The organism is Sphingomonas sp. 2R-10, from assembly GCF_030062225.1.
Lineage (GTDB): Bacteria > Pseudomonadota > Alphaproteobacteria > Sphingomonadales > Sphingomonadaceae > Sphingomonas.
This window is the reverse complement of the sequence record NZ_JASCXF010000007.1, coordinates 73,591-97,990: the sequence shown is the minus strand read 5'-3', so window position 1 is coordinate 97,990 and position 24,400 is coordinate 73,591. Positions and strand designations below refer to the sequence as shown.

General features: G+C 68.0%; 19 protein-coding genes. 10 read left to right on the top strand and 9 right to left on the bottom strand.

Annotated features, from left to right (window positions below; all coding sequences use genetic code 11):
* Positions 1-40 precede the first annotated feature (40 nt).
* The 4 genes from QLH51_RS05145 (at position 41) to QLH51_RS05130 (ending at position 4,334) form a co-directional block, all read left to right on the top strand.
* Positions 41-454, top strand: coding sequence for an endonuclease domain-containing protein (locus QLH51_RS05145; protein WP_206428925.1), 414 nt, complete (start codon positions 41-43; stop codon positions 452-454).
* Complete coding sequence (gene lpdA / locus QLH51_RS05140) at positions 447-1,859, top strand: dihydrolipoyl dehydrogenase (RefSeq protein ID WP_125656289.1); 1,413 nt, start codon at positions 447-449, stop codon at positions 1,857-1,859. Before QLH51_RS05145 ends, lpdA begins: the two co-directional genes overlap by 8 nt.
* A gap of 66 nt (positions 1,860-1,925) precedes the next feature.
* The gene (locus QLH51_RS05135) at positions 1,926-3,317 is read left to right on the top strand and encodes a porin (protein ID WP_125656292.1); all 1,392 of its coding nucleotides are present in this window, start codon (positions 1,926-1,928) and stop codon (positions 3,315-3,317) included.
* 396 nt (positions 3,318-3,713) lie between these two features.
* On the top strand, positions 3,714-4,334 hold the full coding sequence (locus QLH51_RS05130; RefSeq protein WP_125656295.1) for a hypothetical protein: 621 nt from the start codon (positions 3,714-3,716) through the stop codon (positions 4,332-4,334).
* Positions 4,335-4,611: 277 nt separating this feature from the next.
* On the opposite strand, the gene mfd is transcribed toward QLH51_RS05130, so the two are convergent.
* Both mfd and QLH51_RS05120 read right to left on the bottom strand, forming a co-directional pair.
* Positions 4,612-8,070, bottom strand: coding sequence for a transcription-repair coupling factor (mfd, locus tag QLH51_RS05125; protein ID WP_125656298.1), 3,459 nt, complete (start codon positions 8,068-8,070; stop codon positions 4,612-4,614).
* Between the two features lie 167 nt (positions 8,071-8,237).
* Positions 8,238-8,504, bottom strand: a complete 267-nt coding sequence (locus QLH51_RS05120) for an FAD assembly factor SdhE (protein ID WP_125656301.1) — start codon at positions 8,502-8,504, stop codon at positions 8,238-8,240.
* A gap of 69 nt (positions 8,505-8,573) precedes the next feature.
* On the opposite strand from QLH51_RS05120, the gene recG reads away from it, so the two are divergent.
* Together recG and QLH51_RS05110 are read left to right on the top strand one after the other, a co-directional pair.
* On the top strand, positions 8,574-10,634 hold the full coding sequence (gene recG, locus QLH51_RS05115; protein WP_125656303.1) for an ATP-dependent DNA helicase RecG: 2,061 nt from the start codon (positions 8,574-8,576) through the stop codon (positions 10,632-10,634).
* 275 nt (positions 10,635-10,909) lie between these two features.
* Positions 10,910-11,350 (top strand): DMT family transporter, encoded by a 441-nt coding sequence (locus QLH51_RS05110; RefSeq protein ID WP_125656306.1) that lies wholly within the window; start codon positions 10,910-10,912, stop codon positions 11,348-11,350.
* A 170-nt stretch (positions 11,351-11,520) separates the two neighbouring features.
* Here QLH51_RS05110 and tyrS read toward each other — a convergent pair whose 3' ends face one another.
* Entirely contained in the window at positions 11,521-12,744 is a 1,224-nt protein-coding gene (tyrS, locus tag QLH51_RS05105) for a tyrosine--tRNA ligase (RefSeq protein WP_125656309.1), read from the bottom strand.
* Positions 12,745-12,845: 101 nt separating this feature from the next.
* Here tyrS and QLH51_RS05100 point away from each other — a divergent pair, with 101 nt between their 5' ends.
* Genes QLH51_RS05100 through QLH51_RS05085 form a run of 4 tightly spaced genes read left to right on the top strand, consistent with a single transcriptional unit; the run spans position 12,846 to position 17,689 of the window.
* Positions 12,846-13,967: an anhydro-N-acetylmuramic acid kinase gene (locus QLH51_RS05100; RefSeq protein WP_125656312.1), complete on the top strand. Its 1,122-nt coding sequence runs from the start codon at positions 12,846-12,848 to the stop codon at positions 13,965-13,967.
* A 10-nt stretch (positions 13,968-13,977) separates the two neighbouring features.
* Positions 13,978-15,150, top strand: coding sequence for a hypothetical protein (locus QLH51_RS05095; RefSeq protein ID WP_125656315.1), 1,173 nt, complete (start codon positions 13,978-13,980; stop codon positions 15,148-15,150).
* Between the two features lie 35 nt (positions 15,151-15,185).
* The gene (locus QLH51_RS05090) at positions 15,186-16,280 is read left to right on the top strand and encodes a DUF2336 domain-containing protein (RefSeq protein ID WP_125656318.1); all 1,095 of its coding nucleotides are present in this window, start codon (positions 15,186-15,188) and stop codon (positions 16,278-16,280) included.
* Entirely contained in the window at positions 16,277-17,689 is a 1,413-nt protein-coding gene (locus QLH51_RS05085) for a PAS domain-containing sensor histidine kinase (protein ID WP_125656321.1), read from the top strand. Before QLH51_RS05090 ends, QLH51_RS05085 begins: the two co-directional genes overlap by 4 nt.
* Positions 17,690-17,716: 27 nt before the next feature.
* Here QLH51_RS05085 and QLH51_RS05080 read toward each other — a convergent pair whose 3' ends face one another.
* The 6 genes from QLH51_RS05080 to QLH51_RS05055 form a co-directional block, all read right to left on the bottom strand.
* Positions 17,717-18,298: a biliverdin-producing heme oxygenase gene (locus QLH51_RS05080; RefSeq protein ID WP_125656324.1), complete on the bottom strand. Its 582-nt coding sequence runs from the start codon at positions 18,296-18,298 to the stop codon at positions 17,717-17,719.
* A 105-nt stretch (positions 18,299-18,403) separates the two neighbouring features.
* On the bottom strand, positions 18,404-20,104 hold the full coding sequence (locus QLH51_RS05075; protein ID WP_125656327.1) for a hypothetical protein: 1,701 nt from the start codon (positions 20,102-20,104) through the stop codon (positions 18,404-18,406).
* A 42-nt stretch (positions 20,105-20,146) separates the two neighbouring features.
* Complete coding sequence (locus tag QLH51_RS05070) at positions 20,147-21,223, bottom strand: protein-glutamate methylesterase/protein-glutamine glutaminase (RefSeq protein WP_125656330.1); 1,077 nt, start codon at positions 21,221-21,223, stop codon at positions 20,147-20,149.
* A 1-nt stretch (position 21,224) separates the two neighbouring features.
* A complete protein-coding gene (locus QLH51_RS05065) occupies positions 21,225-22,073 on the bottom strand; it encodes a CheR family methyltransferase (RefSeq protein WP_125656333.1) in 849 nt (282 codons plus the stop codon).
* Positions 22,074-22,139: 66 nt separating this feature from the next.
* Positions 22,140-22,613 carry a chemotaxis protein CheW gene (locus QLH51_RS05060; protein WP_125656336.1) on the bottom strand — a complete coding sequence of 158 codons (474 nt, stop codon included), beginning with the start codon at positions 22,611-22,613 and terminating at the stop codon, positions 22,140-22,142.
* A complete protein-coding gene (locus QLH51_RS05055) occupies positions 22,610-24,394 on the bottom strand; it encodes a methyl-accepting chemotaxis protein (protein ID WP_125656339.1) in 1,785 nt (594 codons plus the stop codon). The genes QLH51_RS05060 and QLH51_RS05055 overlap by 4 nt, the downstream gene beginning before the upstream one ends.
* Between the last annotated feature and the right edge of the window lie 6 nt (positions 24,395-24,400).

The window sequence follows — 24,400 nt, the reverse complement described above, 5'->3', positions numbered from 1 at the left end:
GGCCCGCCGCGAAGCGGTGGGAGGGAGAGGGGGTGTTCCCTTGGCCCGTGCCCGCACCATGCGGAGCAATCCGACGGATGCCGAACGCGCGCTGTGGCGGGTGCTGCGCAACCGGCGACTGGCAGCGTACAAGTTCCGCCGGCAACAGCCGATCGGACGCTACATCGTCGATTTCGTCTGTTTCGAACGACGGCTGATCGTCGAAGCCGATGGATCGCAGCACATCGACAGCGCCTATGATCGCGACAGCGACCACTGGCTGACCGAAGAGGGCTTTCGCGTCCTGCGACTGTTCAATACCGATATTCTCGACAATCCAGAGGGCGTCTGCACCGCGATCCTCGTCGCGCTGCACGGCGTGGGGAACGGCATCGAGCCGTCCCCCACGCCACCCCTCTCCCCAGCCCTCCCCCGCAAGGGGGGGAGGGAGCCCCAGGAGCATTTGAATGGCTGATACCTATGACCTCATCGTGCTCGGTTCGGGCCCCGGCGGCTATGTCGCGGCGATCCGTGCGAGCCAGCTGGGCCTGAAGGTCGCGATCGTCGAGCGCGAGCGGCTGGGCGGCATCTGCCTCAACTGGGGCTGCATCCCGACCAAGGCGCTGCTGCGGTCGGCCGAAATCTATCATTACATGATGCATGCCGCGCAGTACGGCCTGTCGAACGAGAAGCCGTCGTTCGACCTCGCCAAGGTGGTCGATCGCAGCCGCAAGGTCGCGGGCCAGCTGAACGCGGGCGTAAAGGGGCTGATGAAGAAGAACAAGGTCGCCGTCCACGAGGGCGTCGGCACGATCACAGCGAAGGGCAAGCTGTCGGTCAAGCAGGGCGACAAGACGACCGAGCTGGAAGCGAAGCACATCATCATTGCGACCGGCGCGCGCGCCCGCGACCTGCCGTTCGCCAAGGCGGATGGCGCCAAGATCTGGACCTATCGCCACGCGATGGTGCCGCCCGAAATGCCGACGAAGCTGCTGGTCATCGGATCGGGCGCGATCGGCGTCGAGTTCGCCAGCTTCTACAACGACATGGGCGCCGACGTGACCATCGTCGAGATGCTCGACCGGATCATGCCGGTCGAGGATGCCGAAGTCAGCGAGTTCATGCACAAGGCGCTGACCAAGCAGGGCATGACGATCAAGACCAAGTCGGGTCTTGAAAAGCTGGAAGCCAGCCCGGCGGGCGTGAAGGCGGCGATCAAGGGGCCGGACGGCAAGGTCGAGCAGGTCGAGTTCAGCCACGCGATCGTCGCGATCGGCATCGTGCCGAACACCGAGAATATCGGGCTGGAGACGCTGAAGATCGAGGCCGAGCGTGGCCACGTCAAGACCGACGGCTATGGCAGGACCAATGTCGATGGCATCTGGGCAATCGGCGACGTGACGGGTGCCCCGTGGCTGGCGCACAAGGCGAGCCATGAGGGCGTGATCGCCGCCGAGGCGATCGCCCAGGCGCTGGGCAACAAGGACGTGCATCCGCACGCGATGGACAAGAACAACATCCCGGGCTGCACCTATGCCCGGCCGCAGGTCGCCAGCGTGGGCTTCACCGAGGCGAAGGCCAAGGAAGCGGGCTACAGCGTCAAGGTCGGCAAGTTCCCGTTCATCGGCAACGGCAAGGCGATCGCGCTGGGCGAGGCCGAGGGCTTCGTGAAGACGGTGTTCGATGCGAAGACCGGCGAGCTGTTGGGCGCGCACATGGTCGGTGCGGAAGTGACCGAGATGATCCAGGGCTATGTCATCGCCCGCCAGCTCGAAACGACCGAGAAGGAACTGACCGAAACGGTGTTCGCGCACCCGACGATTTCCGAATCGATGCACGAGTCGGTGCTGGGCGCATACGGCCGCACGCTGCATATGTAGGACGTCATCGGAGCGTCATAATCGGCTCTTGACCCGTGCCGTGCCGCAGCGGCATGGCGCGGGTCCATGAAGTCCTTCCTGCCCGCGGCGATCGTCGCATCCTTCGTGGTCACACCGCCGGCCGCGGCGCAGACGGTGCAGGAATTGCAGCGGCAGATCGACGAGCTGAAGGCGGTGATCGCCGAGATGAAGGCGGCGCAGGCGGCCGCGAAACCGCCCGTCATGGCCGCCGCGCCCGCGACCCCGCCGGCCCCGGCCGCGCCGGAATCCGCCGTGCCGACGCAGGTCGCCGCCGCGCCGGCCGCTGCCGCCGCACCGCAACACGAGCAGTGGTACGACCGCATCCGCCTGCGCGGCTATACCCAGTTGCGGCTGAACGAGATCATCCGCGGCGACCGGACCGCGCCCGACGGCGTCGCACGGCTGCGGTCGGTGCACGACAGCGGCATCGGCGACGACACCGGCTTCACCTTTCGCCGTATCCGCCTGATCCTGCAGGGCGATCTGGGCGACCGGGTGTCGTTCTACCTCCAGCCCGACTTCGCGACCGCGGTAACCAGCCAGTCGGTCGGCGAGCGGCGCGAGGGGTTCCTGCAACTGCGCGACGCGTATGTCGACGCGTTCCTCGATCGCGACAAGCGGTTCCGCCTGCGCTTCGGCCAGTCGAAGGTGCCGTTCGGGTGGGAGAATATGCAGTCGTCGTCCAACCGGCTGACGCTCGACCGCAGCGACGCGATCAACAGCGGCGTGCCGAGCGAGCGCGATATCGGAGTCGTCGCCTATTACACGCCGACCTATGTCGAGGACATCTGGGAACGGCTGACCGACGACGGGCAGAAGCTGTTCGGCAATTACGGCGCGTTCGGCGTCGGCATCTATAACGGGCAGGGGATCAATCGCGAGGAAGCGAACGACGCGGTGATGGCGGTCGCGCTGGCGACATGGCCGTTCGAGATCGGCGGGGGCCGGGTGCTGGAGGTCGGCGGCAGCGCCTATACCAACCGCGTCCAGCCCGAGGTGCGCACCGGCGGGGTGAGCGAGGCGAGCTTCGCCGACGACCGCGTCGGGCTGCACGCGATCCTGTATCCCGCGCCGTTGGGGTTCCAGGCGGAATGGAACTGGGGACGCGGGCCGGAATATGACCGGGCGCTGCGCGCGATCACGACGAAGCCGCTGCACGGCGGCTATGTGCAGGCGATGGCGCGGATCAAGGCGTCGCCGGTCGGACCGTTCATGCCCTATGCCCGGTGGCAGACCTATCGCGGCGGGTGGAAGGCGGCGGTCAATGCGCCGCGGCTGGAAACCGACGAGATCGAGCTGGGGATCGAGTTCCAGCCGGTGCCTGCGCTGGAATGGACGATCGCCTATGCGCGGATGGACCGCGCCGAGGCGGACGAGCGGCGTTTGGGGCGCGCCGAGGGCGATGTGTTCCGGACGCAGTTGCAGTTGAATTATTAGGACTTTCAGGGCGTCGCGCCGCCAAAGGTCACAAAAGTCACACTCGTGCGCCATTTGCGCGGGGTGGGTAGCGGCAGTGTCAAAGAGCGCGGCCGGGCAATAGCTGGCGCGGAGACTGGCAGGAGTACGGACTGTAGGAAAGCAGGGTTTCCTTGTGGGATCGCCTGTCCGTTCGTCGATAGACAATGGGTGGCCGCCCGCGACGGGGTGGAACTTAATCAACGGATGGCAACCCGGGCCTTGTTCTGCGGTCCGAACGAGAGGGAGCAGTTGATGCCCCGTACCCGGGTAACCGTAACGCCGCAGCAGGTCCGCCGCCGGGCATTGGCGATCGCCCGCGTCCTCAAGATTTAAGCGACCAGCTACGCCGGACGTGAGCGCCAAGCATATCACATCATGTCGCATCTGGCGGGCATGCCGACCGTCCGGGATAAGGCACGGCGACGCGCCTATGGGACAGAAGTGCTGGAGAATGCCGCGAAGTTGATGCCGCTGGACCACCCCAGGAATGGTCAGTTCCATTGGCGACTTCGCGAGTTGGTTATTTCGATGCAGGAATTTCCAGCTTGGCACGCCATCCTTCGCAAGGACAATAAGTCGCTGGTCAATGACTATCTGAACCTTCGGCTGATAGTGGGTGGGATGAGCCTGGCAGGAATGGGTGGCCTTGCAGGTATCGGCGGTGATGCGATCAAGGGGGGGATTGCTGGCGGACAACGCGCCGCTACTGCCAGTGCCGGCCGCGTAGGAAATGTCGTCCGGGGCGCCCTAAGCGGCGGACGAGGCGCTGCTACCGGTGGATTGGCCGGTACGCTTGGTTTGGTATGGGTCGTAGGATCCGTGGCATATGTTGCAATCGAGCAGAACATGATCGACCTCGGTAATGAGATCACTCGAAGGTATCAGGAGCAAAAGATGCCGGTCGAGCTCTATCAAAAGGCGTTTGGAGAGGATGTGCCAGTGCCGGAACAGTTCCTGACGCGCGTGCCGAGATTAAGGGATTTCTTGTTTGGCTGAGTTGTACGTTGTTGATCGTTCTGGTGTTCCTTATTCTGCAGGACGTGATCTCCGGCATTTGGTTGCGAATGATTACTTCGGGCATAATCGTAATCGTTCTAGCCATCATCGTGCCGGCAAACCTTGCGGAGATTCGATCACGACGGTAAAGTGCAATTGGCAAAAGTGACGAGGTGCCTTTGGCGGAGGGTGTGCGGTAACGGCTCCTGTCATGTTCCGTTACCAAAAGATGCCGGCCGTTGCAGGAGTGGCGTCTGGTGCAACGGGAAAGCCGCTGCTACCCCGCCGCCTTCGCGAGTCCCCGCGAAATCTGGAGTGCGGCGTTCAGCCGGGCCTGTGGGTCGCCGAAGTTGCGGCTGATGACCAGTCGCATGTCGGGGCGGAGTTTGGCGGTGCCGTTGAGCTTGTCGACATAGGCGAGCAGCCCCTCGACGCTGGGGAATTTGTCCTCGTGGAAGCTGACGATCGCGCCCTTTGCGCCGACGTCGATCTTGGCGACGCACGCCTTTTTCGCGTTCAGCTTCGCTTCGATCAGTTGCAGCAGATTGGCGGTGGCGACCGGTAGCGTGCCGAAGCGGTCGATCAGTTCGGTAGCGAAGGCGTCGATGCCGGCGCGGTCCTCGACATCGTTGAGGCGGCGATAAAGGCCCATGCGCAGGTCGAGGTCGGGAACATACTCCTCCGGGATCAGAATCGGTGCATCGACGGTGATCGCGGGCGAGAAGTCCTTGGGCTTGTCGTCGCGCAGGCCGCCGGCCTTGGCGTCGAGGATCGCCTCCTCCAGCATCGACTGGTAGAGTTCGAAGCCGACTTCCTTGATATGGCCGGACTGTTCGTCGCCGAGCATGTTGCCGGCGCCGCGAATGTCGAGGTCGTGCGACGCAAGCTGGAAGCCGGCGCCGAGCGATTCGAGGTCGGACAACACCTTCAGCCGCTTTTCCGCCGCTTCGCTGACCAGCCGTTCGGGGGGTGTGGTCATGTACGCATAGGCGCGGGTCTTCGACCGGCCGACGCGGCCGCGCAGCTGGTAGAGTTGCGCCAGGCCGAACTTGTCGGCGCGGTTGATGATGAGCGTGTTGGCCGAGGGGATGTCGAGGCCGGATTCCACGATGGTGGTCGATACCAGCAGGTCGTAGCGCTTGTCGTAGAAAGCCGACATGCGTTCCTCGACCTCGGTCGGAGCCATTTGCCCATGGGCGACGACGTAGCGGATTTCGGGAATTTCCTGCGTCAGGAACTTCTCGATATCGGGCAGGTCGGCGATGCGCGGGGTGACGAAATACGCCTGCCCGCCGCGATAATGTTCGCGCAGCAACGCCTCGCGCAGCACCACCGGGTCCCATGGCATGATGTAGGTGCGCACCGCGAGGCGATCAACCGGCGGGGTCTGGATCACCGACAGTTCGCGCAGGCCCGACATCGCCATCTGCAACGTGCGGGGGATCGGGGTGGCGGTGAGCGTCAGGACGTGGACGTCGGCCTTCATCGCCTTCAGCCGTTCCTTGTGCGTCACGCCGAAACGCTGTTCCTCGTCGACGATGACGAGGCCGAGGCGCTTGAAAACGACCTGTTTCGACAGCACGGCATGGGTGCCGACCACCACGTCGATGGTGCCATTGGCGAGGCCGTCGCGGACCTTCTTCGCCTCGGTCGCGGTGACGAGGCGGCTGAGGCGGCCGATTTCGAGCGGGAAGCCTTCGAAGCGGGCCTTGAAGTTGTTGTAGTGCTGGCGCGCGAGGAGCGTGGTCGGGCAGACGATCGCGACCTGCATCCCGGCCATGGCGGCGACGAAGGCGGCGCGCAGCGCCACCTCGGTCTTGCCGAAGCCGACATCGCCGACGACCAGCCGGTCCATCGGGCGACCCGCGCCCAAGTCTTCGAGGACGTCGGCGATGGCGCGTTCCTGATCGTCGGTCTCCTGATAGGGGAAACGGTCGACGAAGGCGGGATAGCCGCCGCTGTCGGGTTCGGCGATATCGGCGGGGCGCATCGCGCGCTTGGCGGCGGTGGCGATCAGGTCGCCCGCGATCTCGCGGATGCGATCCTTCATCCGCGCCTTGCGCCGCTGCCATGCCTCGCCGCCCAGACGGTCGAGCGATGCGCCTTCCTCGCCAGCGCCGTAGCGGCTGAGGACTTCGAGGTTCTCGACCGGCACGTAGAGCTTGTCGCCGCCGGCATATTCGAGCTGGACGCAGTCGTGCGGGGCCTTTGCCACCGGCACCTGCGTCAGCCCGACATAGCGACCGATGCCGTGGTCGGCATGGACGACGAGGTCGCCGGGCGACAGGGTGGCGAGTTCCTGGAGAAAGGCGTCGGTATTCTTGCGGCGTTTGGCGCGGCGGACGAGGCGGTCGCCGAGCATGTCCTGTTCTGTCAGCACCGCGAGCGTTTCGGCGGTGAAGCCGTGGTCGAGCGGCAGGACGACGAACGACACGGTCGACTTCGCGCCGCCCAGCGCCTGCTGCCACGTCTCGACGGTCGACACGCCGGTCAGGTCGTGATCGGCGAGCAGGCCCATCAGCCGTTCGCGCGCGCCCTCCGAATAGCTGGCGAGAATCGGCTTGCGACCCTGTTTGCGCAGCGAAGCGATATGATCGACGACGGCTTCGTAGATATTCGCCTGTTGCGTGCGTTCGGGGGTGAAGTCGCGGGGGCCGTCGACCTCGAAATCCAGCGAGGTGGCGCTGTCGGGGGCGTGGAACGGCGTGACCTGATGCGCGGCGGTGTCCGACAGGCGGTCGGTCCATTCCTCCACCGACAGGTAGAGCGCATTGGGGAGCAGCGGGCGGTAGCTGCCCGGATCGCTGGTCTGCGCGCGGACACGGTTGGTGTGATAATCGGCGATCGATTCGAAACGCTGTTCGGCGGCGGCGGGGACGCCGGCGTCACGGACGATGACCGCTTCGGGGGAAAGGTGGTCGAAGAAGGTTTCCAGCCGGTCTTCGAAGAAGGGCAGCCAGTGTTCCATGCCCGACAGGCGGCGGCCGTCGCTGATCGCCTGATAGATCGGATCGCCGGTCGCGGTCGCGCCGAATTTCTCGCGGTAGCGGGTGCGGAAGCGCTTGATCGAGTCCTCGTCGAGCAGCGCTTCGGAGGCGGGGAGCAGGGTGAAGCCGTCGACGCGGCCGGTGGTGCGCTGGTCCTCTGGCGAAAAGGTGCGGACGGTTTCGATCTCGTCGCCGAAGAAGTCGAGGCGCAGGCCGACCTCGGAGCCCGAGGGCCACAGGTCGACAAGGCCACCGCGCACGGCGAATTCGCCCGCGTCGTGGACGGTATCGACGCGGTTGTAGCCGTTGGCCTGCAACAGCGCGGACAGGCGGGGGAGCGAGATGCGCTCGCCCGGGGCGAGGCGCGCGACGAGTTGGCGGATGCGGAACGGGGTCAGCGTGCGCTGGCTGGCGGCGTTGACGGTGGTGACGATCAGGCGCGGGCCCTTTGCCGCACCCTGCATCGCGTGGAGTGCCGCGAGGCGTTCGGCCATCGAGCGCAGCGTGGGGCTGGCCCGGTCATAGGGCAGGCAGTCCCATGCCGGGAATTGCAGGACGACCAGGTCGGGGGCGAAGAACGGCGCGGTCGTGGCGACGGCGCGCATCGCCGCTTCGTCGGGCGCGATGTAGATCAGGTCGCCCTTCGCGCCGCGCGCGAGGTCGGCGAGCAGGACAGGGAGAAAGCCGCCCGGAACGCCCGCAAGGGTCAGCGAACGGGGAGCGGAGAGGATTTTGGAGAGGTCGGGCATCGGGTTCCTGATCGGCGACGGCCATCGCGCATGTGCCGTTTGCCCTGAGTAGCTATTGAGCTTGTCGAAAGAGCGTATCGAAGGGTGGGTTCCGCACGGTGCTTCGATACGAGCCTTCGACAAGCTCAGTCTCTACTCAGCATGAACGGATTTTGTTCAATCTCCAGTCAGCGGCTGACCGGCACGAAATCCATTTTCCGCATCGCGTGCAGCACCGGATGGTCGAACGGCGCAGGCGCGGGCTGGACGCCCATCGCCCATGCCATGATGTCGACATCCTGTTCTTCGAGGAACACCTCGAACCAGTCCATGTCGGCGTCGCTCCACGTCGCCGAATGCGCATCGAAATAACCGCCGATCATCAGGTCGGCTTCGCGGGTGCCGCGATGCCAGCTGCGGAATTTCAGGCGCTTGAGGCGGGTTTCGCGGTCCATGGGCTTCCAATAGCGATTGACCGGCGGACGCTGGAAGCGGACGCCGGTTAGGATTAGGGCGAGATAGTCATGCGTCCCGATCTGCTCAACCCGCTGTTTGCCGAAGTCACCTCGTTAAAGGGGGTCGGCCCCGCGCTGGCCAAGCCGCTGGAGCGGTTGAAGCTCGGCCGGGTGGTGGATGTCGCGTTCCACCTGCCGACCGGCTGGGTCGAACGGTTGAAGCGCGACGAACTGATGGTGCAGGATGCCGGGCGGGTGATCGCGATTCCCCTGACCGCGACCGATTACCGGGTCAGCGCCGGGCGGGGACCGACGCGGGTGCAGGCGGCGGACAAGCACGGCAATATCGTCAACCTGACGTATTTCGGCGGATCGTCGGGATGGGTGAAGAAGCTGTTCCCGCTGGGCGAGACGCGGATCGTGTCGGGCAAGCTGGAGACGTACGGGCAGGAATTGCAGATGGTCCATCCCGACCATGTGCTGCCGGTGGACGAGGCCGACAGCCTGCCCGAGCGCGAGGCGATCTATCCGTTGTCGGAGGGGCTGACGTCGCGCCGGGTCGGGCAACTGGCGGCGCAGGCGATCGAACGCGCGCCCGAGATGCCCGAATGGATCGAGCCGAGCCTGCTGGCGAAGCATGACTGGCCGGCGTGGAAAGCGGCGCTGGCGCGCATCCATGCCGATCCGGCCGATGCGAAGGCGCGCGAGCGGCTGGCCTATGACGAGGTGTTCGCCAACCAGCTGGCGCTGTTGCTGGTGCGCGGCGAGGCGCGGGCGCGCAAAGGGCGGTCGCTGACCGGCGACGGGCGGCTGCGGGCGAAGCTCGACCTGCCGTACCAGCCGACCGGCGCACAGTCGCGGACGATCGGCGAGATCGAGGGCGACATGGCGCAGACCCAGCCGATGCTGCGGCTGCTGCAAGGGGACGTCGGGTCGGGCAAGACGCTGGTCGCGCTGATGGCGCTGCTGATCGCGGTCGAGGGCGGGGCGCAGGGGGCGTTGCTGGCGCCGACCGAAATCCTTGCGCGGCAACATTATGCGACGTTGCAGCGGCAGCTGGCCGGGACCGGTGTGACCGTCGCCGCGCTGACCGGACGCGACAAGGGGCGGGTGCGCGAGGGCGTGCTGATGGGGCTGGCCGACGGGTCGATCGATATCCTGATCGGCACGCACGCGATCTTTCAGGAAGCGGTCGGATATCGCGACCTGGGGCTGGTGGTGGTCGACGAACAGCATCGCTTCGGCGTGGCGCAGCGGATGATGTTGCAGGCCAAGGCGGTGCGCCCGCCGCACCTGCTGGTGATGACCGCGACGCCGATCCCGCGCACGCTGACGCTGGCGCAATATGGCGAGATGGACGTCAGCCGGCTGGACGAGATGCCGCCGGGGCGTGAGCCGATCGAGACGGTGGTGATGTCCGAGGACAAGCTGGACGCGGTGGTCGACGGGCTGGCGCGGCACCTGTCGGCGGGGAAGCAGGCGTATTGGGTGTGCCCGCTGGTCGAGGAGAGCGAGAAGTCCGACCTCGCCGCCGCCGAGGCGCGGGCGGAGGTGCTGCGGGCGCGCTTCGGCGACAAGGTGGCGCTGGTCCATGGGCGGATGAAGCCGATCGAGAAGGACGCGGTGATGGCCGGGTTCTCGGCGGCGCGCGCGGGTGTGCTGGTGGCGACGACGGTGATCGAGGTGGGCGTCGACGTGCCGAACGCCACGCTGATCGTGATCGAGGCGGCGGACCGGTTCGGGCTGGCGCAGTTGCACCAGTTGCGCGGGCGCGTGGGGCGCGGCGGAGGCAAGTCGGTATGCCTTTTGCTGCGGGGGAACGCGCTGTCGGAGACGTCGCGGGCAAGGCTGGCGCTGATGCGCGAGAGCAATGACGGATTCCGGATCGCCGAGGAGGATCTGCGGCTGCGTGGCGGCGGCGAGCTGCTGGGGACGCGGCAGTCGGGGGAGGCGATGTTCCGGCTGGCCAGCCCCGAAATGCTGGCCGAGCTGCTGCCAGTCGCCAATGCCGATGCGCGGTTGCTGGTGGATCGTGATGGCGGGCTGGAAGGGCCGCGCGGGCAGGCGGCGCGGGTGGCGTTGTACCTGTTCGAGCGCGATGCGGGGGTGGGGCGGTTGCGGTCGGGGTGACTCTTTCGTCACTCCCGCGGAGGCGGGAGTCCATATGCGCTGACGTTGCGGATGGAGCCGGACGGTTGGCGTGTATGGATTCCCGCCTTCGCGGGAATGACGATTTGGGAGCGGGTGCTCGCCCGAACCAACCGTCATTCCGGCGTAGGCCGGAATCCATTGTGTCGGGTGCTGGCGATCGTTCGCAACGTCACCTATCCATGGATTCCGGCTTTCGCCGGAATGACGTTGGGGTTGGTTGCGCGGTTGCGTCGCAGCCGATAGCGCAAGTGCCCATGAACGTCCTCGCCCCGCTCATCCTCGCCCTGCTCGGCGGTATCGGCCTTGCCGTGCAGCCGCCGACCAATGCGGCGCTCGGGCGGAGCGTCGGGTCGGTGCTGCTGGCGGCGCTGGTGTCGTTCGCTGTGGGGACCATGATCCTGATCGGGGTGTGGCTGGTCGCCGACCGGACGCCGCTGGCGAACCTGCGCGAGGCGCGGCCGTGGATGTTCCTCGGCGGGGCGTATGGCGCGTTCTTCGTCACGGCGGCGGCGTTTGCCGCGCCGCGGTTGGGGCTGGCGTCGATGCTGACGATCATGATCGCGACGCAGCTGATCGCCGCGCTGGTCATCGACCGGTTCGGGTTGATCGGACTGCCGCGGACGTCGATCAGCGGGTTGCGGCTGGTCGGGGTGGCGCTGGTGCTGGTGGGCGCGGTGCTGGTTCGGCGGGGGTAGGTCGTCCTACCTTACGCTCACTCCGTTTGCTTCGAGCGTAGGTTCGAGCCTGTCGAGAACCGTAGTCGAGAAGGGGTGCCCCAAGCGACCCGTTCTCGACGGACGCTTCTCGACAGGCTCGAAGCTGCTCGAACCGAACGGGTGGGCGGGGGGTGAGGGTAGGGTAAGCCCTACGCCGCCGGCGTCAGCAGGCCGTGATGCTTCTTGCCCGCCGACACGCGCACCGGCGAGTCGACCGCGATCACCTGTGCCTCGTCGACGACCTTCTCGCCATCGACGCGCGCGCCGCCGCCCTTGATGAGGCGGCGGGCCTCGCCCTTCGACGCGGCGAGGCCGAGTGCCACCAGCGCGTCGACGACGTTGATCGCGCCTTCGACGGCGAAGGTCGGCAGCGTGTCGCCCGCCGATCCCTCCTCGAAGGTGCGGCGGGCGGTTTCGGCGGCTTGCGTCGCGGCGTCGGCACCGCGGCACATCGCGGTGGCTTCGTTGGCGAGGATCTTCTTTGCCTCGTTGATCTCGGCGCCCGGCAGCGCTTCCAGCCGGGCGATCTCGTCGAGCGGCAGGTCGGTGAACAGGCGCAGGAAGCGGCCGACGTCGCGGTCGTCGGTGTTGCGCCAGAACTGCCAGTAATCGAAGTGCGGCAACTGGTCCTCGTGCAGCCAGACCGCGCCCGACATGGTCTTGCCCATCTTGCCGCCGTCCGCCGTGGTGATGAGCGGGGTGGTGACGCCGTACACCTCGGTCCCATCCATGCGGCGCGCCAGTTCGATGCCGTTGACGATGTTGCCCCACTGGTCGCTGCCGCCCATCTGCAACCGGCAGCCGTGGCGCTGCGCCAGCTCGCGGAAGTCATAGGCCTGCAAGATCATGTAGTTGAATTCGAGGAACGACAGCGACTGTTCGCGCTCTAACCGCAGTTTCACCGAATCGAACGACAGCATCCGGTTGACCGAGAAATGCTGGCCGACCTCGCGCAGGAAGGGGATGTATTCGAGCGCGTCGAGCCAGTCGGCATTGTCGACCATTACCGCGTCCGACGGGCCGTCGCCGAAGGTCAGGAAGCGTTCGAAGATGCGCTTGATCGACGCGACGTTGCTGGCGATGCCGTCCTCGGCGAGCAGCTTGCGCGCCTCGTCCTTGAAGCTGGGGTCGCCGATCTTGCCGGTGCCGCCGCCCATCAGCACGATCGGCTTGTGCCCGGCCTGCTGCATCCGGCGCAGCAGCATGATCTGCACGAGGCTGCCGACATGCAGCGACGGCGCGGTCGGATCGAAGCCGATATAGCCCGGCACGACCTGCTTCGCGGCCAGCGCGTCGAGGCCGGCGGCGTCGGTCAGCTGATGGATATAGCCCCGGTCGGACAGGGTGTTCAGCAGGTCGGAAGCATAGGTCATGCGCGCGTCTTTAGCGTCGCGATCGTACGCAAGTCCACGTATCTCGACTTGATGGGGCTGTGCGCGATACTAGGGGCAGTTAACGCGACCGGAGTTGCCCCATGCTTGCGATCGGCTTGATGTCTGGAACCTCGCTGGACGGCATCGACGCCGCGCTGATCGAGAGCGATGGCGAAGGCGGGGTGCGGCCGATCGCGTTCGTCGGCACGCCCTATGCCGACGCGGATCGCGCGGCACTGGTGGCGGCGACCGAGCTGGCGCTGCTGCTCGACGACCCGGGCGAGCATCCGTTGATCGCGCGGGCGGAGGCGGTGCTGACGCGCACCCATGCCGATGCGGTCGCCACGCTGCTGGACAAGGCGGGCGTCGAGGCGCGGGCGGTCGATGTGATCGGCTTTCACGGACAGACGGTGGCGCATCGCCCGGACAAGGGCTGGACGTGGCAGTTGGGCGACGGCGCGGCGCTGGCGACGGCCACGGGCATCGACGTCGTCGCCGACCTGCGCGTCGACGACGTGAAGGCGGGCGGGCAGGGGGCGCCGCTGCTGCCGATCTATCATGCCGCCCGTGCGGCGGGGATGGAGAAGCCGGTTGCGGTGCTCAACCTCGGCGGGGTCGGCAACATCACATATGTCGGCGAGGGCGACGAACTGATCGCGTTCGATACCGGGCCGGCCAACGGGCTGGTCGACAGCTGGGTCGAGGCGGAAAGCGGCGCGCGCTACGATGCCGGCGGGGCGCTGGCGGGATCGGGGCAGGTCGATCAGGCGGTGCTGACGGCGATGCTCGACCACCCCTTCTTCGACCTGGCCCATCCCAAGTCGCTCGACCGGCACGACTTCACGATCCAGCCGGCGCGCGGGCTGTCGGCGGCGGATGGCGCGGCGACGCTGACCGCGTTCACCGCCGCCTGCGTGGCCGAGGCGGTCGACCGGTTGCCGGCGCGGCCGAAACGGCTGCTGGTCGGCGGCGGCGGGCGGCACAATCCGGTGATGCTGGCGATGATCGCCGAGCGCACCGGGCTGGCCCCCGAACCCAGCGACGCGTCGGGATGGGACGGCGACGCGCTGGAGGCCGAAGGGTTCGCCTATCTGGCGATCCGGTCGCTGAAAGGGTTGCCGATCACCTTTCCGGGGACGACCGGGGTGGCCGCGCCGATGACCGGGGGAACGCTGTACCGCACGCAGCGCACGGGACTGGCGCTTCGCGTCGTCAGCGCCTAACCGCAACGCGATGCTGACCGGCCTTATTTTCGCGACCGAGGAAGCCGAGCACCAGCCCGGCGTGCTGGCGGCGACGCTGCCGTTCGGCGGCATGACGCTGATCGAATATCAGGCGCGGCTGCTGGTCGCGGCAGGTGCCGGGCAGTTGCTGGTCGCGGTCGGGCGGGTCACGCCCCCGCTGGCGGCGGCGGTCAACCGGATCGGGCGGCGCGGCGCCACGGTCGATATCGTCCGCACCGCCGAGGAGGCGAAGGCGAAGGTGCATCCGCTGGCGACGCTGGTCGCGCTGGCCGACGGGCTGGTCACGACCGATGCGGTGATCGCGGGCATGGCGCTGGAGCCGACCGATACGCTGCTGGTGACGCCCAATGGCGATGCGACCGCGGTCGAGCGGGTCGATGCCGATCATTGCTGGGCCGGGGTCGCGACGCTGTCAATCGCGCGGCTGGAGGATGCCGCGCGGCTGCCGCCCGAATATGATTTTCAGTCGACGCTGCTGCGCGTCGCGACGCAGGCACGCGCCGCGCACGTCCTGTTGCCGGCCAAGGCCGCGCGGTCGGGGCATGGCGTGGAGCGCGACGCGGGCACGCTGGAGGTGCGCAGCAAGGACGTGCTGGCGTCGCTGGCCGAACAGCGCACCGGGTGGATCGACCGCTATGTCTTCACGCCGGTCACCCGGCTGCTGCTCCCGCTGCTGGTGCGGCGCAAGGTGCCCGATGTCGCGATCGGCGCGGCGGGCGGGGTGCTGGGCGTGGCCGGGCTGGCAGCGATCCCGTTCTGGAGCGCGGGCGCGGCGACGGTGCTGTTGTTCCTGTCGATGGTGATCCTGTCGGCGGGGTCGCTGCTGGGCTGGCTGCGCGGCGAGGACGAACATGCCGCATGGCAGGAACGCGGGCTGGAGATACTGGGCGTGGCCGGGGTGCTGGGTGTCGGGCTGGTCCAGTCGCTGATCGTGCAGACGGGCACGGCGGGCGTGCTGGCGGTGGTCGGGGTGGCGGCGACGATCCTCGCGCGGCGGATGCCGGTCGCCCGTCCTCCATGGGCGGCGACGCCGGCGACGGCGCTGGTACTGCTCGCACCGTTCGCGCTGGCCGGAACATCGACGATCGGGCTGGCGTTGGTGGCGCTTCATTCGGGGGCGACGCTCGCACATGCCATCGAAATCCTGCGGCGAGAGGCTTAGCTTCGCCTTAACCGGGTAAGGTTAAAGCCAGAACCATGTCCATCGATCCGGTCGATCCCCGTGAAGCCAGCGCTTCCGCCCTCCTGCTGCTCGACCATGTCGCGGCGGCCGAACGGGCCGGGCATCGGCGCCTGCGGGCGGCGGCGGACCATTTCCACGTGCCCGACGATGCGCGGATCGACGATCGCACCGCCGCCGCGCTCGATTCGACGATGCGCGCGACGGTTGCCGGGGTCGATGCCGGGATACGCGACCATGCCGCGCGGCTGCTGACGTCGCGCGGGGAAGCGGCGCTGGCGCAGGGGCTGCGCACGGCGGGTTCGCCGTTCGACCGGGTGGTCCGGGCCGGACTGTTCCGCGATGCCGCGCTGTTCGGCGAACTGTACGCAAGGGTGCGGATGGACGCGCTGGCACGCGCGCTGCCGGTTACGGTCGCGGCGGGCGGCGACGGGCCGACGATGGTCGCGCGGCTGGCGCAGGCGAGCGACCGGCTGATCGCGGGTGCGGCGGTCGGGATGCTGGCGGCGCAGGCGCGGCGCGCCAGCGTGGTCGATGGCGTGCCCGCCGCGGTCGACCTGATCCGATCGCACCATGCCCGCATCGCGTGGTGGGTCGCGGCGGCGCTGCGCGAGATGGCCGGGGCGGGTGACCGCATCGCCGAGCTGGACGCCGCGCTGGCCGAATCGGTGCGGCGCGCGATCGATGCGCAGGGCGAACTGGTGCCGCTGGAAATCGCCGCGATGCGGCTGGCGCTGGCGGTAGAGCCGCAGGGCGACGAGGTGCCGGCGCTGCTGGGCGAGGCGATCGGCGACGGGCGGCTGGTGTTCTTCACCGCGATCGTGGCGCGTGCCAGCGGGCTGGCGTTCGAACGCGTGCGCGACCTGGTGATCGATCCCGACAGTGCGCGCTTGTGGGTCGTGCTGCGCGCGCTGGCGGTCGATCGCGCGACGATCGCGCGGATCGGCTTCGCGCTGGCCGAGGCGGAACCGGTCCGCGACGTCGAGGCGTTCGCCGACCGGATCGACAGCATCATGGCGGTGACGCCCGGCGCGGCGCGGGTCGCGCTGGCGCCGATGGCGCTCGACGCCGAATATCATGCGGCGATGCTGGCGCTGGGGGCGGCCGCATGAACGACCACCGGCCAGGCGCTTCGCCCGCGATCGGGCGATTGTCGGCGGACGGGCTGTTGCTCGACGCCGAACCACGTCTGGCCGAGCTGAACCGCCGCGCCGGTGGTGCGCCGGGGCAGCCGGTCGCGGTGCCGCAGATCGCGGCGCTGGTGCGGCTGGTCCAGCGGCTGGGCATCGCGCTGACCCGTCCGATCGTTGCCGCCGATGGCGAGGACGATATCGCGCTGACCGTGCGTGCCGAGCCCGACGACCTCGGCATCCGGCTGGAGGTGGGCGGGTGGCAGGCGGGTGCGCCGTGGGAGGCCGAACCGGCGGTGCGGCGCGAGGCGGATTTCCTGCGCGCCGATGCCGACTGGCTGTGGACCACCGATGCCGGGCTGCACCTGACACATGTGTCGGACCATGCCGGAGCCCGCTTCGGCTTCGATCCGCCGGCGGTGCTGGGTCAGCCGATCACGCGGCTGTTCGCGCTGAACAACGATGGCGATGGTGGCTTTCCGATCCTGAGCGCGCTGGCGGCGCAGGCATGGTTCGACGGACAGGAGGCCGCGATCCGCGGCACGACGCACCGTGTCCGTCTGTCCGCCGTACCGCGCGTCGATGCGCACGGGCAGTTCGCCGGGTTCGACGGGGCGGCGCACAGCCTGCCCGACAGTCCGCCGGCGGTGCTGGCCGAGGAAACCTCCACCGACCTGCCCGACGGGTTCAGCCGTCGCATCGGCCGCGCGCTGCGCGATCCGCTGGGGCGGATCATCGCCAATGCCGACAGCATGTCGGCGCAGACCGAAGGGCCGCTGCGCGACGATTACGTCGCCTATGCCGCCGATATCGCCAGCGCGGGCCGGCACCTGCTGGGGCTGGTCGACGATCTGGAGGATCTGTCGGCGATCGAGCGCGCCGATTTCGCGGTGGCGGTCGAGGACATCGACCTCGCCGATGTCGCGCGGCGCGCGGCGGGGCTGCTGGCGGTGCGCGCGGCGCAGGGCGACGTGCGGATCGACCGGCCGTCGTTCGACGACAGCCTGCCCGCGAGCGGCGAGTTCCGCCGGGTGTTGCAGATCCTGGTCAACCTGATCGGCAATGCGGTCCGCTATTCGCCGCCGGGCGGCACGGTGTGGATCCGGATGGAGCGCGACGGCGACGATGCCGCAGTAATCGTCGCCGATCAGGGCAAAGGCATCGCCGCTGCCGACCAGGAACGGATATTCGCGAAGTTCGGGCGGGTCGATCCGACCGAGGCGGGGGGCAGCGGGCTGGGGCTGTATATCGCACGGCGGCTGGCGCGGGCGATGCACGGCGACCTGCTGGTCGACAGCGCGCCGGGGCACGGGGCGCGGTTCGTGCTGTTGCTGCCGGGGCGGTTCCAGGAGCCGTCAGCTATCCACGGCCGATCCGTTCACCCTGAATAGCCATTCGGGTTTAGCCGCTCGACCGCATCACGCGAACGCCGCCTCGGTCAGGTCGCGAAACCGGGCAAAGGCGGCGCGGGCAGCGGCGAACATCCGCTCCTCTTCCGCCTCCGTCATGTCGATCGCGTCGATTCGCGCGGTGAAGCGGCGCCAATGCGCCGCGCGGCCATCGGGATGGCCGGCAAGGTGGCGCGCGCCATGATCGGCATCCAGACCGATCCGCTGGGCCGCCTTCAGCAGGAACGCGGCCCCCAGCGATGATCCTTCCGCGACATAGAGCCAGCCGAGCGATGTAGACATGTCGACAGGATCAACCGGCGGTGCGTCGGGCACGGCGGGGGGCGGCAGTCCGATGGCGGCGAGATCGGCCGCGATCGCGGCCGAGCGGTCGCGCTCGGGCAGGTCGGGCAGTTCGACGCGGAGCAGGGGCGCGGCGTAGAGCGGCGCGAGCGCATCGTGGAACGCCTGCTGCGCGCGCAGGAACCGCACATAGCGTTCGCGCGACGCGAACGGATCGAGCGCCATGATCCGCGCATCGAGCCGGTCGTGGATCGCGGCGGTCGCGGCCTTCAGTCGCTGTGACCGGGTCGGGGAGGGAGTGGTAGCCATCCGGCCGCTTACCCGCTTCGTCCTCCATTCGGAAGGATCGGGTCGGATCGACATTCGCCGGGTCATGGAAGGGGCTGCCCGGAACGGCTGCCTGTCGAGCGGCCGCTAGAACAGCCCGTCGTCGTCGTCCTCCTCCTCGACCACCGCGCTCGCCACCACGAAGTCCGCCGGTACGTTGGCGGCATGGACGTCGCGTTCCTGCGCCATGGTGTAGAGCGCGCCGATCTGCGGCAGCAGCGTGCCGAGCGCGAACGTCGCCGCATCGGACAGCGCATCGACCGGCGGGGTCGCCGACAGCACGATCGCCGCCTGGCGCATGGTCGCGCCCAGTTGCAGCTCGGCGCCGATCTCGTCCGCGGCGATCGCCAGCAGCTCGGTCAGCTGCCGCGCGTCGTCACCGCCTTCGCGCACCGCCATGTCGGTGCGCTGGCATCCTTCGCGGATGACCACCAGCGCCTGCGCCAGCTTGTCGCCCATGTCGCTGTCGCCGGTCCCGGCCCGTTTCGCGGCGAGTGCGCCGTTGGTTTCGGCCAGTTCGGCGATCGGCCGCGCGACGCCGCGCATCGCATTGCCCAGCGAATGGGCATAGATGTCGACCTCGCCCGCGACGACCGACACCGCCTTGCCCAGTTCGCCATGACGGCGGCACAGCAGGCGGGTGTTGGTGGCGATGTCCTGTACGTTGAACTGCACGCGTTGCAGCTGTGCCAGCCGGCCGGTCAGTTCGTCGACCGTCTCGGCGATCAGCCCCAGCATCGCTGCCGAGCGCTGGTCGGCTTCCTGCAACTGCACGGTGATGACGGCGACTTCGCCGACCGCCTCCTCGATCTGGGTCAGGAACGGGCGGCCGTTGCGCCCGGCATCGTCCTCGATCAGGTCGAGCAGCGCGGCGGTATCGGGACGCAGCGCGCGGAGCGAGGCGACCAGCAGCGCGGCGTCGCGATCGAAATCGGCAGCACTGGTTTCGAGCAGCGCGGCGAGCAGGCGATGGATCACCGCCGTCACCTCGACCTGCGCGGCGGGATCGGGCAGGTCGAGCGTGCAGCCGTCGAGCAGTTGCAGTGCCGACACGACGTGTTCGATCCGCTGGCGGGTGCTGTCGCCGACCTGCAACGCGCCGAGCATCGTCGCGACCCGCCCCTGTACCGTCCGCGCGATCTCCGCCACCTGCCGCGCCATCGCGGCGACGTCGCCCAGATGGGTGTGGAGCGCCGCGGCGTCACGGACCAGCCGCCTGGGCACCGCCGGCAGGATCTTGGTCGCTTCGGCGGCGAGCAGTCGTCCGGCCTGTTGCACCGTGCCGACGCTGCCCGACAGTTCCTTCAGCTTGGCGAGGAAGGCTTCGAGATGCTCTTCCCCGGTGGCAAGACGTTGCCCCATGTTGTTGACGAAGCCCACGAAAGCGGCCTCGCCCGATGCGGCGATCTTGATGTTCATGCCATAGATATGCAGCACGCGCAGCGCCTGGCGCATGTCCATCACATGGTCGCGCAGCACGCGCGACGCCGCGCCGATCCGCGCCATGTCCTTGTCGCGCCCCGACTGGATATCGGGCAGCGCCTCGAGCTGGCCGGCGACGTCGGTCAGGCTGGAGACCGCGATTCCCGCCACGCTCTCGTCGAGCGCGCCGGTCACCCCCTCGATCGAGGTGATGATGCGGTCGATCGTCTCGATCGCGGTGGCGAGCGTCGAACCGGCGCGGACGAAGCGCGCGTCCATCCCCGCCGCGACCAGAGCCAGCGTGCGCTTCAGGTCGGACGGGTCGATCGCCTGCGCGTCATGGGTGTCGATGCGGAAATGCTGCATGGCGTCAGTCCTGGCGGAGTGGGAGGGTAAGGCGGGCGACGGTCAACGGACCGTCGCCTGCAGCAATTCACGCGCGATGGCGTGGAGCGGCACGACCTTGTCCGCCGCGCCGCGGGCGATCGCTTCCTTGGGCATCCCGAACACGACCGACGTCGTCTCGTCCTGCGCGAAGGTGCGGGCGCCGGCCTGTCGCATCTCCAGCAGGCCGCGGGCGCCATCGTCGCCCATGCCGGTCATGATGATGCCGACCGCGTTCGACCCGGCGTTGCGCGCGGCGGAGCGGAACAGTACGTCGACCGACGGGCGATGCCGCGAAACCAGCGGTCCTTCCCGGACCGCGACGACATAGCGCGCGCCCTGCCGTTCGAGCATCATGTGACGCAGGCCGCCCGGTGCGATCAGCACATGGCCGCGCATGACGGTGTCGCCGTCCTCCGCCTCCTTGACGTCGACCTGACACAGGCCGTTCAGCCGCTTGGCGAAGGCGCGGGTGAAGCTTTCGGGCATATGCTGGACGATGACGATGCCGGGCGAATTGGCGGGCAGCGCCTCCAGCACCTCGCGTAGCGCCTCGGTCCCGCCGGTCGAGGCACCGATGCACACCACCATCTCGGTCGTGCGGCTCATCGCGCGGCCGGTCGGTGGGGGGAGGACGGCGTCTGCGGTCAGCCTGGCGGCGGGCGCCGTCGTCCGGCCGGTCGCGGGCCGGCCGCGGACGCGGGCGCGGGCGGCGCCCTTCACCGTCTCGCGGATGCGCATCTTGGCGTCGTTCAGGTGATCGGCGACGCCCATGCGCGGTTTCAGGATCACGTCGACCGCGCCCGCCTCCAGCGCCTGGAGCAGCGTTTCCGATCCTTCCTCGACCAGCGACGAACACATCACCACCGGGATCGGACGCTGGCTCATCAGCTTGCGCAGGAAGGTGACGCCGTCCATCCGCGGCATCTCGACGTCCAGCGTGATGACGTCGGGCACCTCTTCTTGAATATAGCGCGCGGCGGCGAAGGGATCGGCGGCGGCGGCGATCACCTCGATCTCCGCGTCCTCATTCAGGATGGCGGTCATCGCCTGTCGCACGCTGGCGCTGTCGTCGATAACGAGGACGCGAATCTTGGCCATGTCAGACCTTCCGGAACACGGTGTAGGACGCGGTGGTGACCGGCAGGTCCATGCCGGCGATCGATTCCGAATGGCCGAGGAACAGGTAGCCGCCGGGCGCGAGGCGGTCGCACAGCCGGCGCACGACCCGTTCCTGCGTGTCCCTGTCGAAATAGATCAGCACGTTGCGGCAGAAGATTAGGTCCATCGGCTCGCCGACCGGATAGCTGGCGTCCATCAGGTTGAGGCGCGCAAAGCCGATCGCCGATCGCAGCGCGGGCACGATCCGTACCTTTCGAGCGCTACGGTCGAGCGAGGTGACGACATAGCGCTGGCGCAGCGTCGCCGGGACCGGATCGAGCAGATCGGCCGGATAGATGCCGCGGCGCGCGGTCTCCAGCACCGCGGTGTCGATGTCGGTGGCGAGGATGCCATAGTCGGGGCCGCCCCGTTGCGCGAACTGGTCGAGGATCATCGCCATCGTGTACGGCTCCGCACCCGTCGAGCAGGCGGCACTCCACGCGCGGATGCGGCGGCGACCGCTTTCCGCCAGCGCCGGCAGCGCGGTCTTCGTCATGAAGTCGAAATGGCCGGGTTCGCGGAAGAAATCGGTCTTGTTGGTGGTGACCGCGTTGATAAGGTGGACCATTTCCGCCGGATCGGCAGTGCCGTCGAACAGATGGTCGCAATATTGGTCCAGCGTCGCCATGCCGGTATCGCGCAGGCGCCGTTGCAGCCGCCCCTGCAACATCGTCGCCTTGGTCGCGGGCATCTTGATGCCGGTCTTGTCGAAGATCAGCGCGGACAGCTTTGCTAGGCGGTGCGGGCTGAGCCGATCGGTATCGGCGGCGGTGGCGGGCAGGGCGGACATGCGGGCGGGTTCCAGTCGTCGCGTAGGGGTGCGCCGCATCCGGTGAAGGACGCGGCGCGTTCCGGGTCAGGCAGCGTCGGCGATGACGGTGGCGTCGTCGGTTGAGAACACCTGCGCGACGTCGATGACGACGACGAAACCGTCGGGTTCGCGCACGACCCCGGCGATATGGTCGGACCGCCAGCGCATGCCGATATCAGGCGCCGGTTCCAGCCGGTCGCGCTCATAGGCGGCGACCGCGATCACCCGGTCGACGACGAGGCCGAGCGAGAGGGTGCGGTCGGCCAGCGCGAGGTCGACGATCAGCACCCGCGTGGCGAGCGTGGCATCGACCGGCGACAGGCCGAGGCGCGCGCGAAGGTCGATCATCGGCACGCCCTGACCACGCACGTCGGTGATCCCCAGCATCCATGCCGGGCCCCCCGGCACGCGGAAGGCGGGGCGATAGTCGAGGATTTCGCGGACCATGGTCACCGGGACCGCGAAGATTTCCTCGCCGAGGCCGAAGGTGACGACCTGGACCACGCCCCTGCCGGTCATGCGGCGCGTCCGAAATCGGCGTCGTCGCTGTCCGGGCCGCCCTGCGACAGGTCGAGCGCGAAGCCGCGGGCGCGGGCCTGCTGGTCGACGACCGAGTTCGAGCGGACCTTGGGTGCGGGCGCCTTGGTACGGACCGCGGGCTTGCGGGCGGCCGGACGGCGCGCGGCGGGGCCATCGGTCACCCGGAAGAAGGCGATGCTCTGCTGCAGTTCGTTGGCCTGTCCCGCCAGCTCCTCGGAGGTCGAGGTGATCTGTTCGGAGGCCGATGCGTTCTGCTGCGTCACCTGATCGAGCTGCTGGAGCGCCTGGTTGATCTGGCTGGCGCCGATATCCTGCTCGCGGCAAGCGGCGCTGATTTCCGACACCAGTTCGGCGGTACGACGGATGTCGGGCACCAGCTTGGTCAGCATCTCGCCCGCCTGCGCCGCTGCCTGCACCGTGTCGCTCGACACCGCGCTGATCTCGGCGGCCGCGCTCTGGCTGCGCTCGGCCAGCTTGCGCACTTCCGAAGCGACGACCGCGAAGCCGCGACCATGTTCGCCGGCCCGGGCAGCCTCGACCGCGGCGTTCAGCGCGAGCAGATCGGTCTGGCGCGCGATTTCCTGCACGATGCCGATCTTTTCGGCGATGGTCCGCATCGCCTTGGCCGCGCGGTCCACCGCGACGCCGCTGGCTTCGGCATCCTTCGACGACTGGCGCGCGATCTTTTCGGTCTGCGCGGCATTGTCGGCGTTCTGCTTGATGTTGGCGGCCATCTCTTCCATCGACGCCGATGCTTCCTCGGCCGATGCCGCCTGCTCGGTGGCACCCTGGCTCACCTGTTCCGACGAGGCGGAGAGTTCCTGGCTGCCGCCCGCCACATTGTCCGCGGCGGCAGACGCGTCGCCGACGACGCTGCGCAGCCGTTCGACCATCGACACCAGCGCATGGCCCAGCTTGTCCTTGTCCGACAGCGGCGTGTGGTCGACGGTCAGGTCGCCCTGCGCAATCTGGTCGGCCAGTGCCGCCGACTGCCGCAGCGCGAGCGTCATGCGGTGGACCGTATCGACGAGATCCTTGATCTCGTCGTTGGTCGTGACCTTCACCTCCTGGTCAAGGTCGCCGACTGCGACCGCATCGATCGCAACCGCGACGCGCTTCAGGCCACTGGAAACCAGATGCGAGATGTAGACGGATCCGGCGATGGCGATCAGCAGCGCGCAGGCCGCGGCGATCAGCAACGTGTTTCGAGCAGAAGCGTAAAGTGCGGAAGTGTCGGCCTTGGCCTCGCGCATCCGCAAGCGCTGCAGTTCGACAAGCTTGGTGATTTGTTCGGACATGCCCATGACGACGGTCCGCGCTTCACCCATCGACAGTTTCATCGCCTCGTCGTTCCGGTTGGCAAGGGCCAGCAGACGAATCCGTTCGTTGATCGCCTTGTACGCGGTCCAGCGCGGGAGAATCTCGGCCCAGATCGGCTTGCCCCGTTCGGTGGCCCTCGACATGCCCAGCGCGATCTTCTGGTCGACGCTGTTGCGCATCTCAATCATGCGATCGTCGAATTTCTTCTTTTCGACGGGATCGAGGGTGGCTGCTATATTCTTTTCGTTACGGACGACGCGTCCGGAGTCGGCATCGATCGACAAGGCAAGGTCGAGTTGTGCAGCCTGGACGCCGATCACCGCGCTGATTGCGTCGTTCAACGCGCTCGCGCGGCTGATACCGACGCCTACGACGACGATCAGCATCGAGATGAGAAGGGCAAAGGTCGCCCCCAGTTTCAGCTTGATAGTAGGACGCATCGGTTA

What these genes read in the sequence shown, in the direction of transcription:
- lpdA (WP_125656289.1), top strand. Translation starts at nt 447, where the DNA reads ATGGCTGATACCTATGACCTCATCGTGCTCGGTTCGGGCCCCGGCGGC.
- QLH51_RS05135 (WP_125656292.1), top strand. Translation starts at nt 1,926, where the DNA reads ATGAAGTCCTTCCTGCCCGCGGCGATCGTCGCATCCTTCGTGGTCACA.
- QLH51_RS05130 (WP_125656295.1), top strand. Translation starts at nt 3,714, where the DNA reads ATGTCGCATCTGGCGGGCATGCCGACCGTCCGGGATAAGGCACGGCGA.
- mfd (WP_125656298.1), bottom strand. Translation starts at nt 8,070, where the DNA reads ATGCCCGACCTCTCCAAAATCCTCTCCGCTCCCCGTTCGCTGACCCTT.
- QLH51_RS05120 (WP_125656301.1), bottom strand. Translation starts at nt 8,504, where the DNA reads ATGGACCGCGAAACCCGCCTCAAGCGCCTGAAATTCCGCAGCTGGCAT.
- recG (WP_125656303.1), top strand. Translation starts at nt 8,574, where the DNA reads ATGCGTCCCGATCTGCTCAACCCGCTGTTTGCCGAAGTCACCTCGTTA.
- QLH51_RS05110 (WP_125656306.1), top strand. Translation starts at nt 10,910, where the DNA reads ATGAACGTCCTCGCCCCGCTCATCCTCGCCCTGCTCGGCGGTATCGGC.
- tyrS (WP_125656309.1), bottom strand. Translation starts at nt 12,744, where the DNA reads ATGACCTATGCTTCCGACCTGCTGAACACCCTGTCCGACCGGGGCTAT.
- QLH51_RS05100 (WP_125656312.1), top strand. Translation starts at nt 12,846, where the DNA reads ATGCTTGCGATCGGCTTGATGTCTGGAACCTCGCTGGACGGCATCGAC.
- QLH51_RS05095 (WP_125656315.1), top strand. Translation starts at nt 13,978, where the DNA reads ATGCTGACCGGCCTTATTTTCGCGACCGAGGAAGCCGAGCACCAGCCC.
- QLH51_RS05090 (WP_125656318.1), top strand. Translation starts at nt 15,186, where the DNA reads ATGTCCATCGATCCGGTCGATCCCCGTGAAGCCAGCGCTTCCGCCCTC.
- QLH51_RS05085 (WP_125656321.1), top strand. Translation starts at nt 16,277, where the DNA reads ATGAACGACCACCGGCCAGGCGCTTCGCCCGCGATCGGGCGATTGTCG.
- QLH51_RS05080 (WP_125656324.1), bottom strand. Translation starts at nt 18,298, where the DNA reads ATGGCTACCACTCCCTCCCCGACCCGGTCACAGCGACTGAAGGCCGCG.
- QLH51_RS05075 (WP_125656327.1), bottom strand. Translation starts at nt 20,104, where the DNA reads ATGCAGCATTTCCGCATCGACACCCATGACGCGCAGGCGATCGACCCG.
- QLH51_RS05070 (WP_125656330.1), bottom strand. Translation starts at nt 21,223, where the DNA reads ATGGCCAAGATTCGCGTCCTCGTTATCGACGACAGCGCCAGCGTGCGA.
- QLH51_RS05065 (WP_125656333.1), bottom strand. Translation starts at nt 22,073, where the DNA reads ATGTCCGCCCTGCCCGCCACCGCCGCCGATACCGATCGGCTCAGCCCG.
- QLH51_RS05060 (WP_125656336.1), bottom strand. Translation starts at nt 22,613, where the DNA reads ATGACCGGCAGGGGCGTGGTCCAGGTCGTCACCTTCGGCCTCGGCGAG.
- QLH51_RS05055 (WP_125656339.1), bottom strand. Translation starts at nt 24,394, where the DNA reads ATGCGTCCTACTATCAAGCTGAAACTGGGGGCGACCTTTGCCCTTCTC.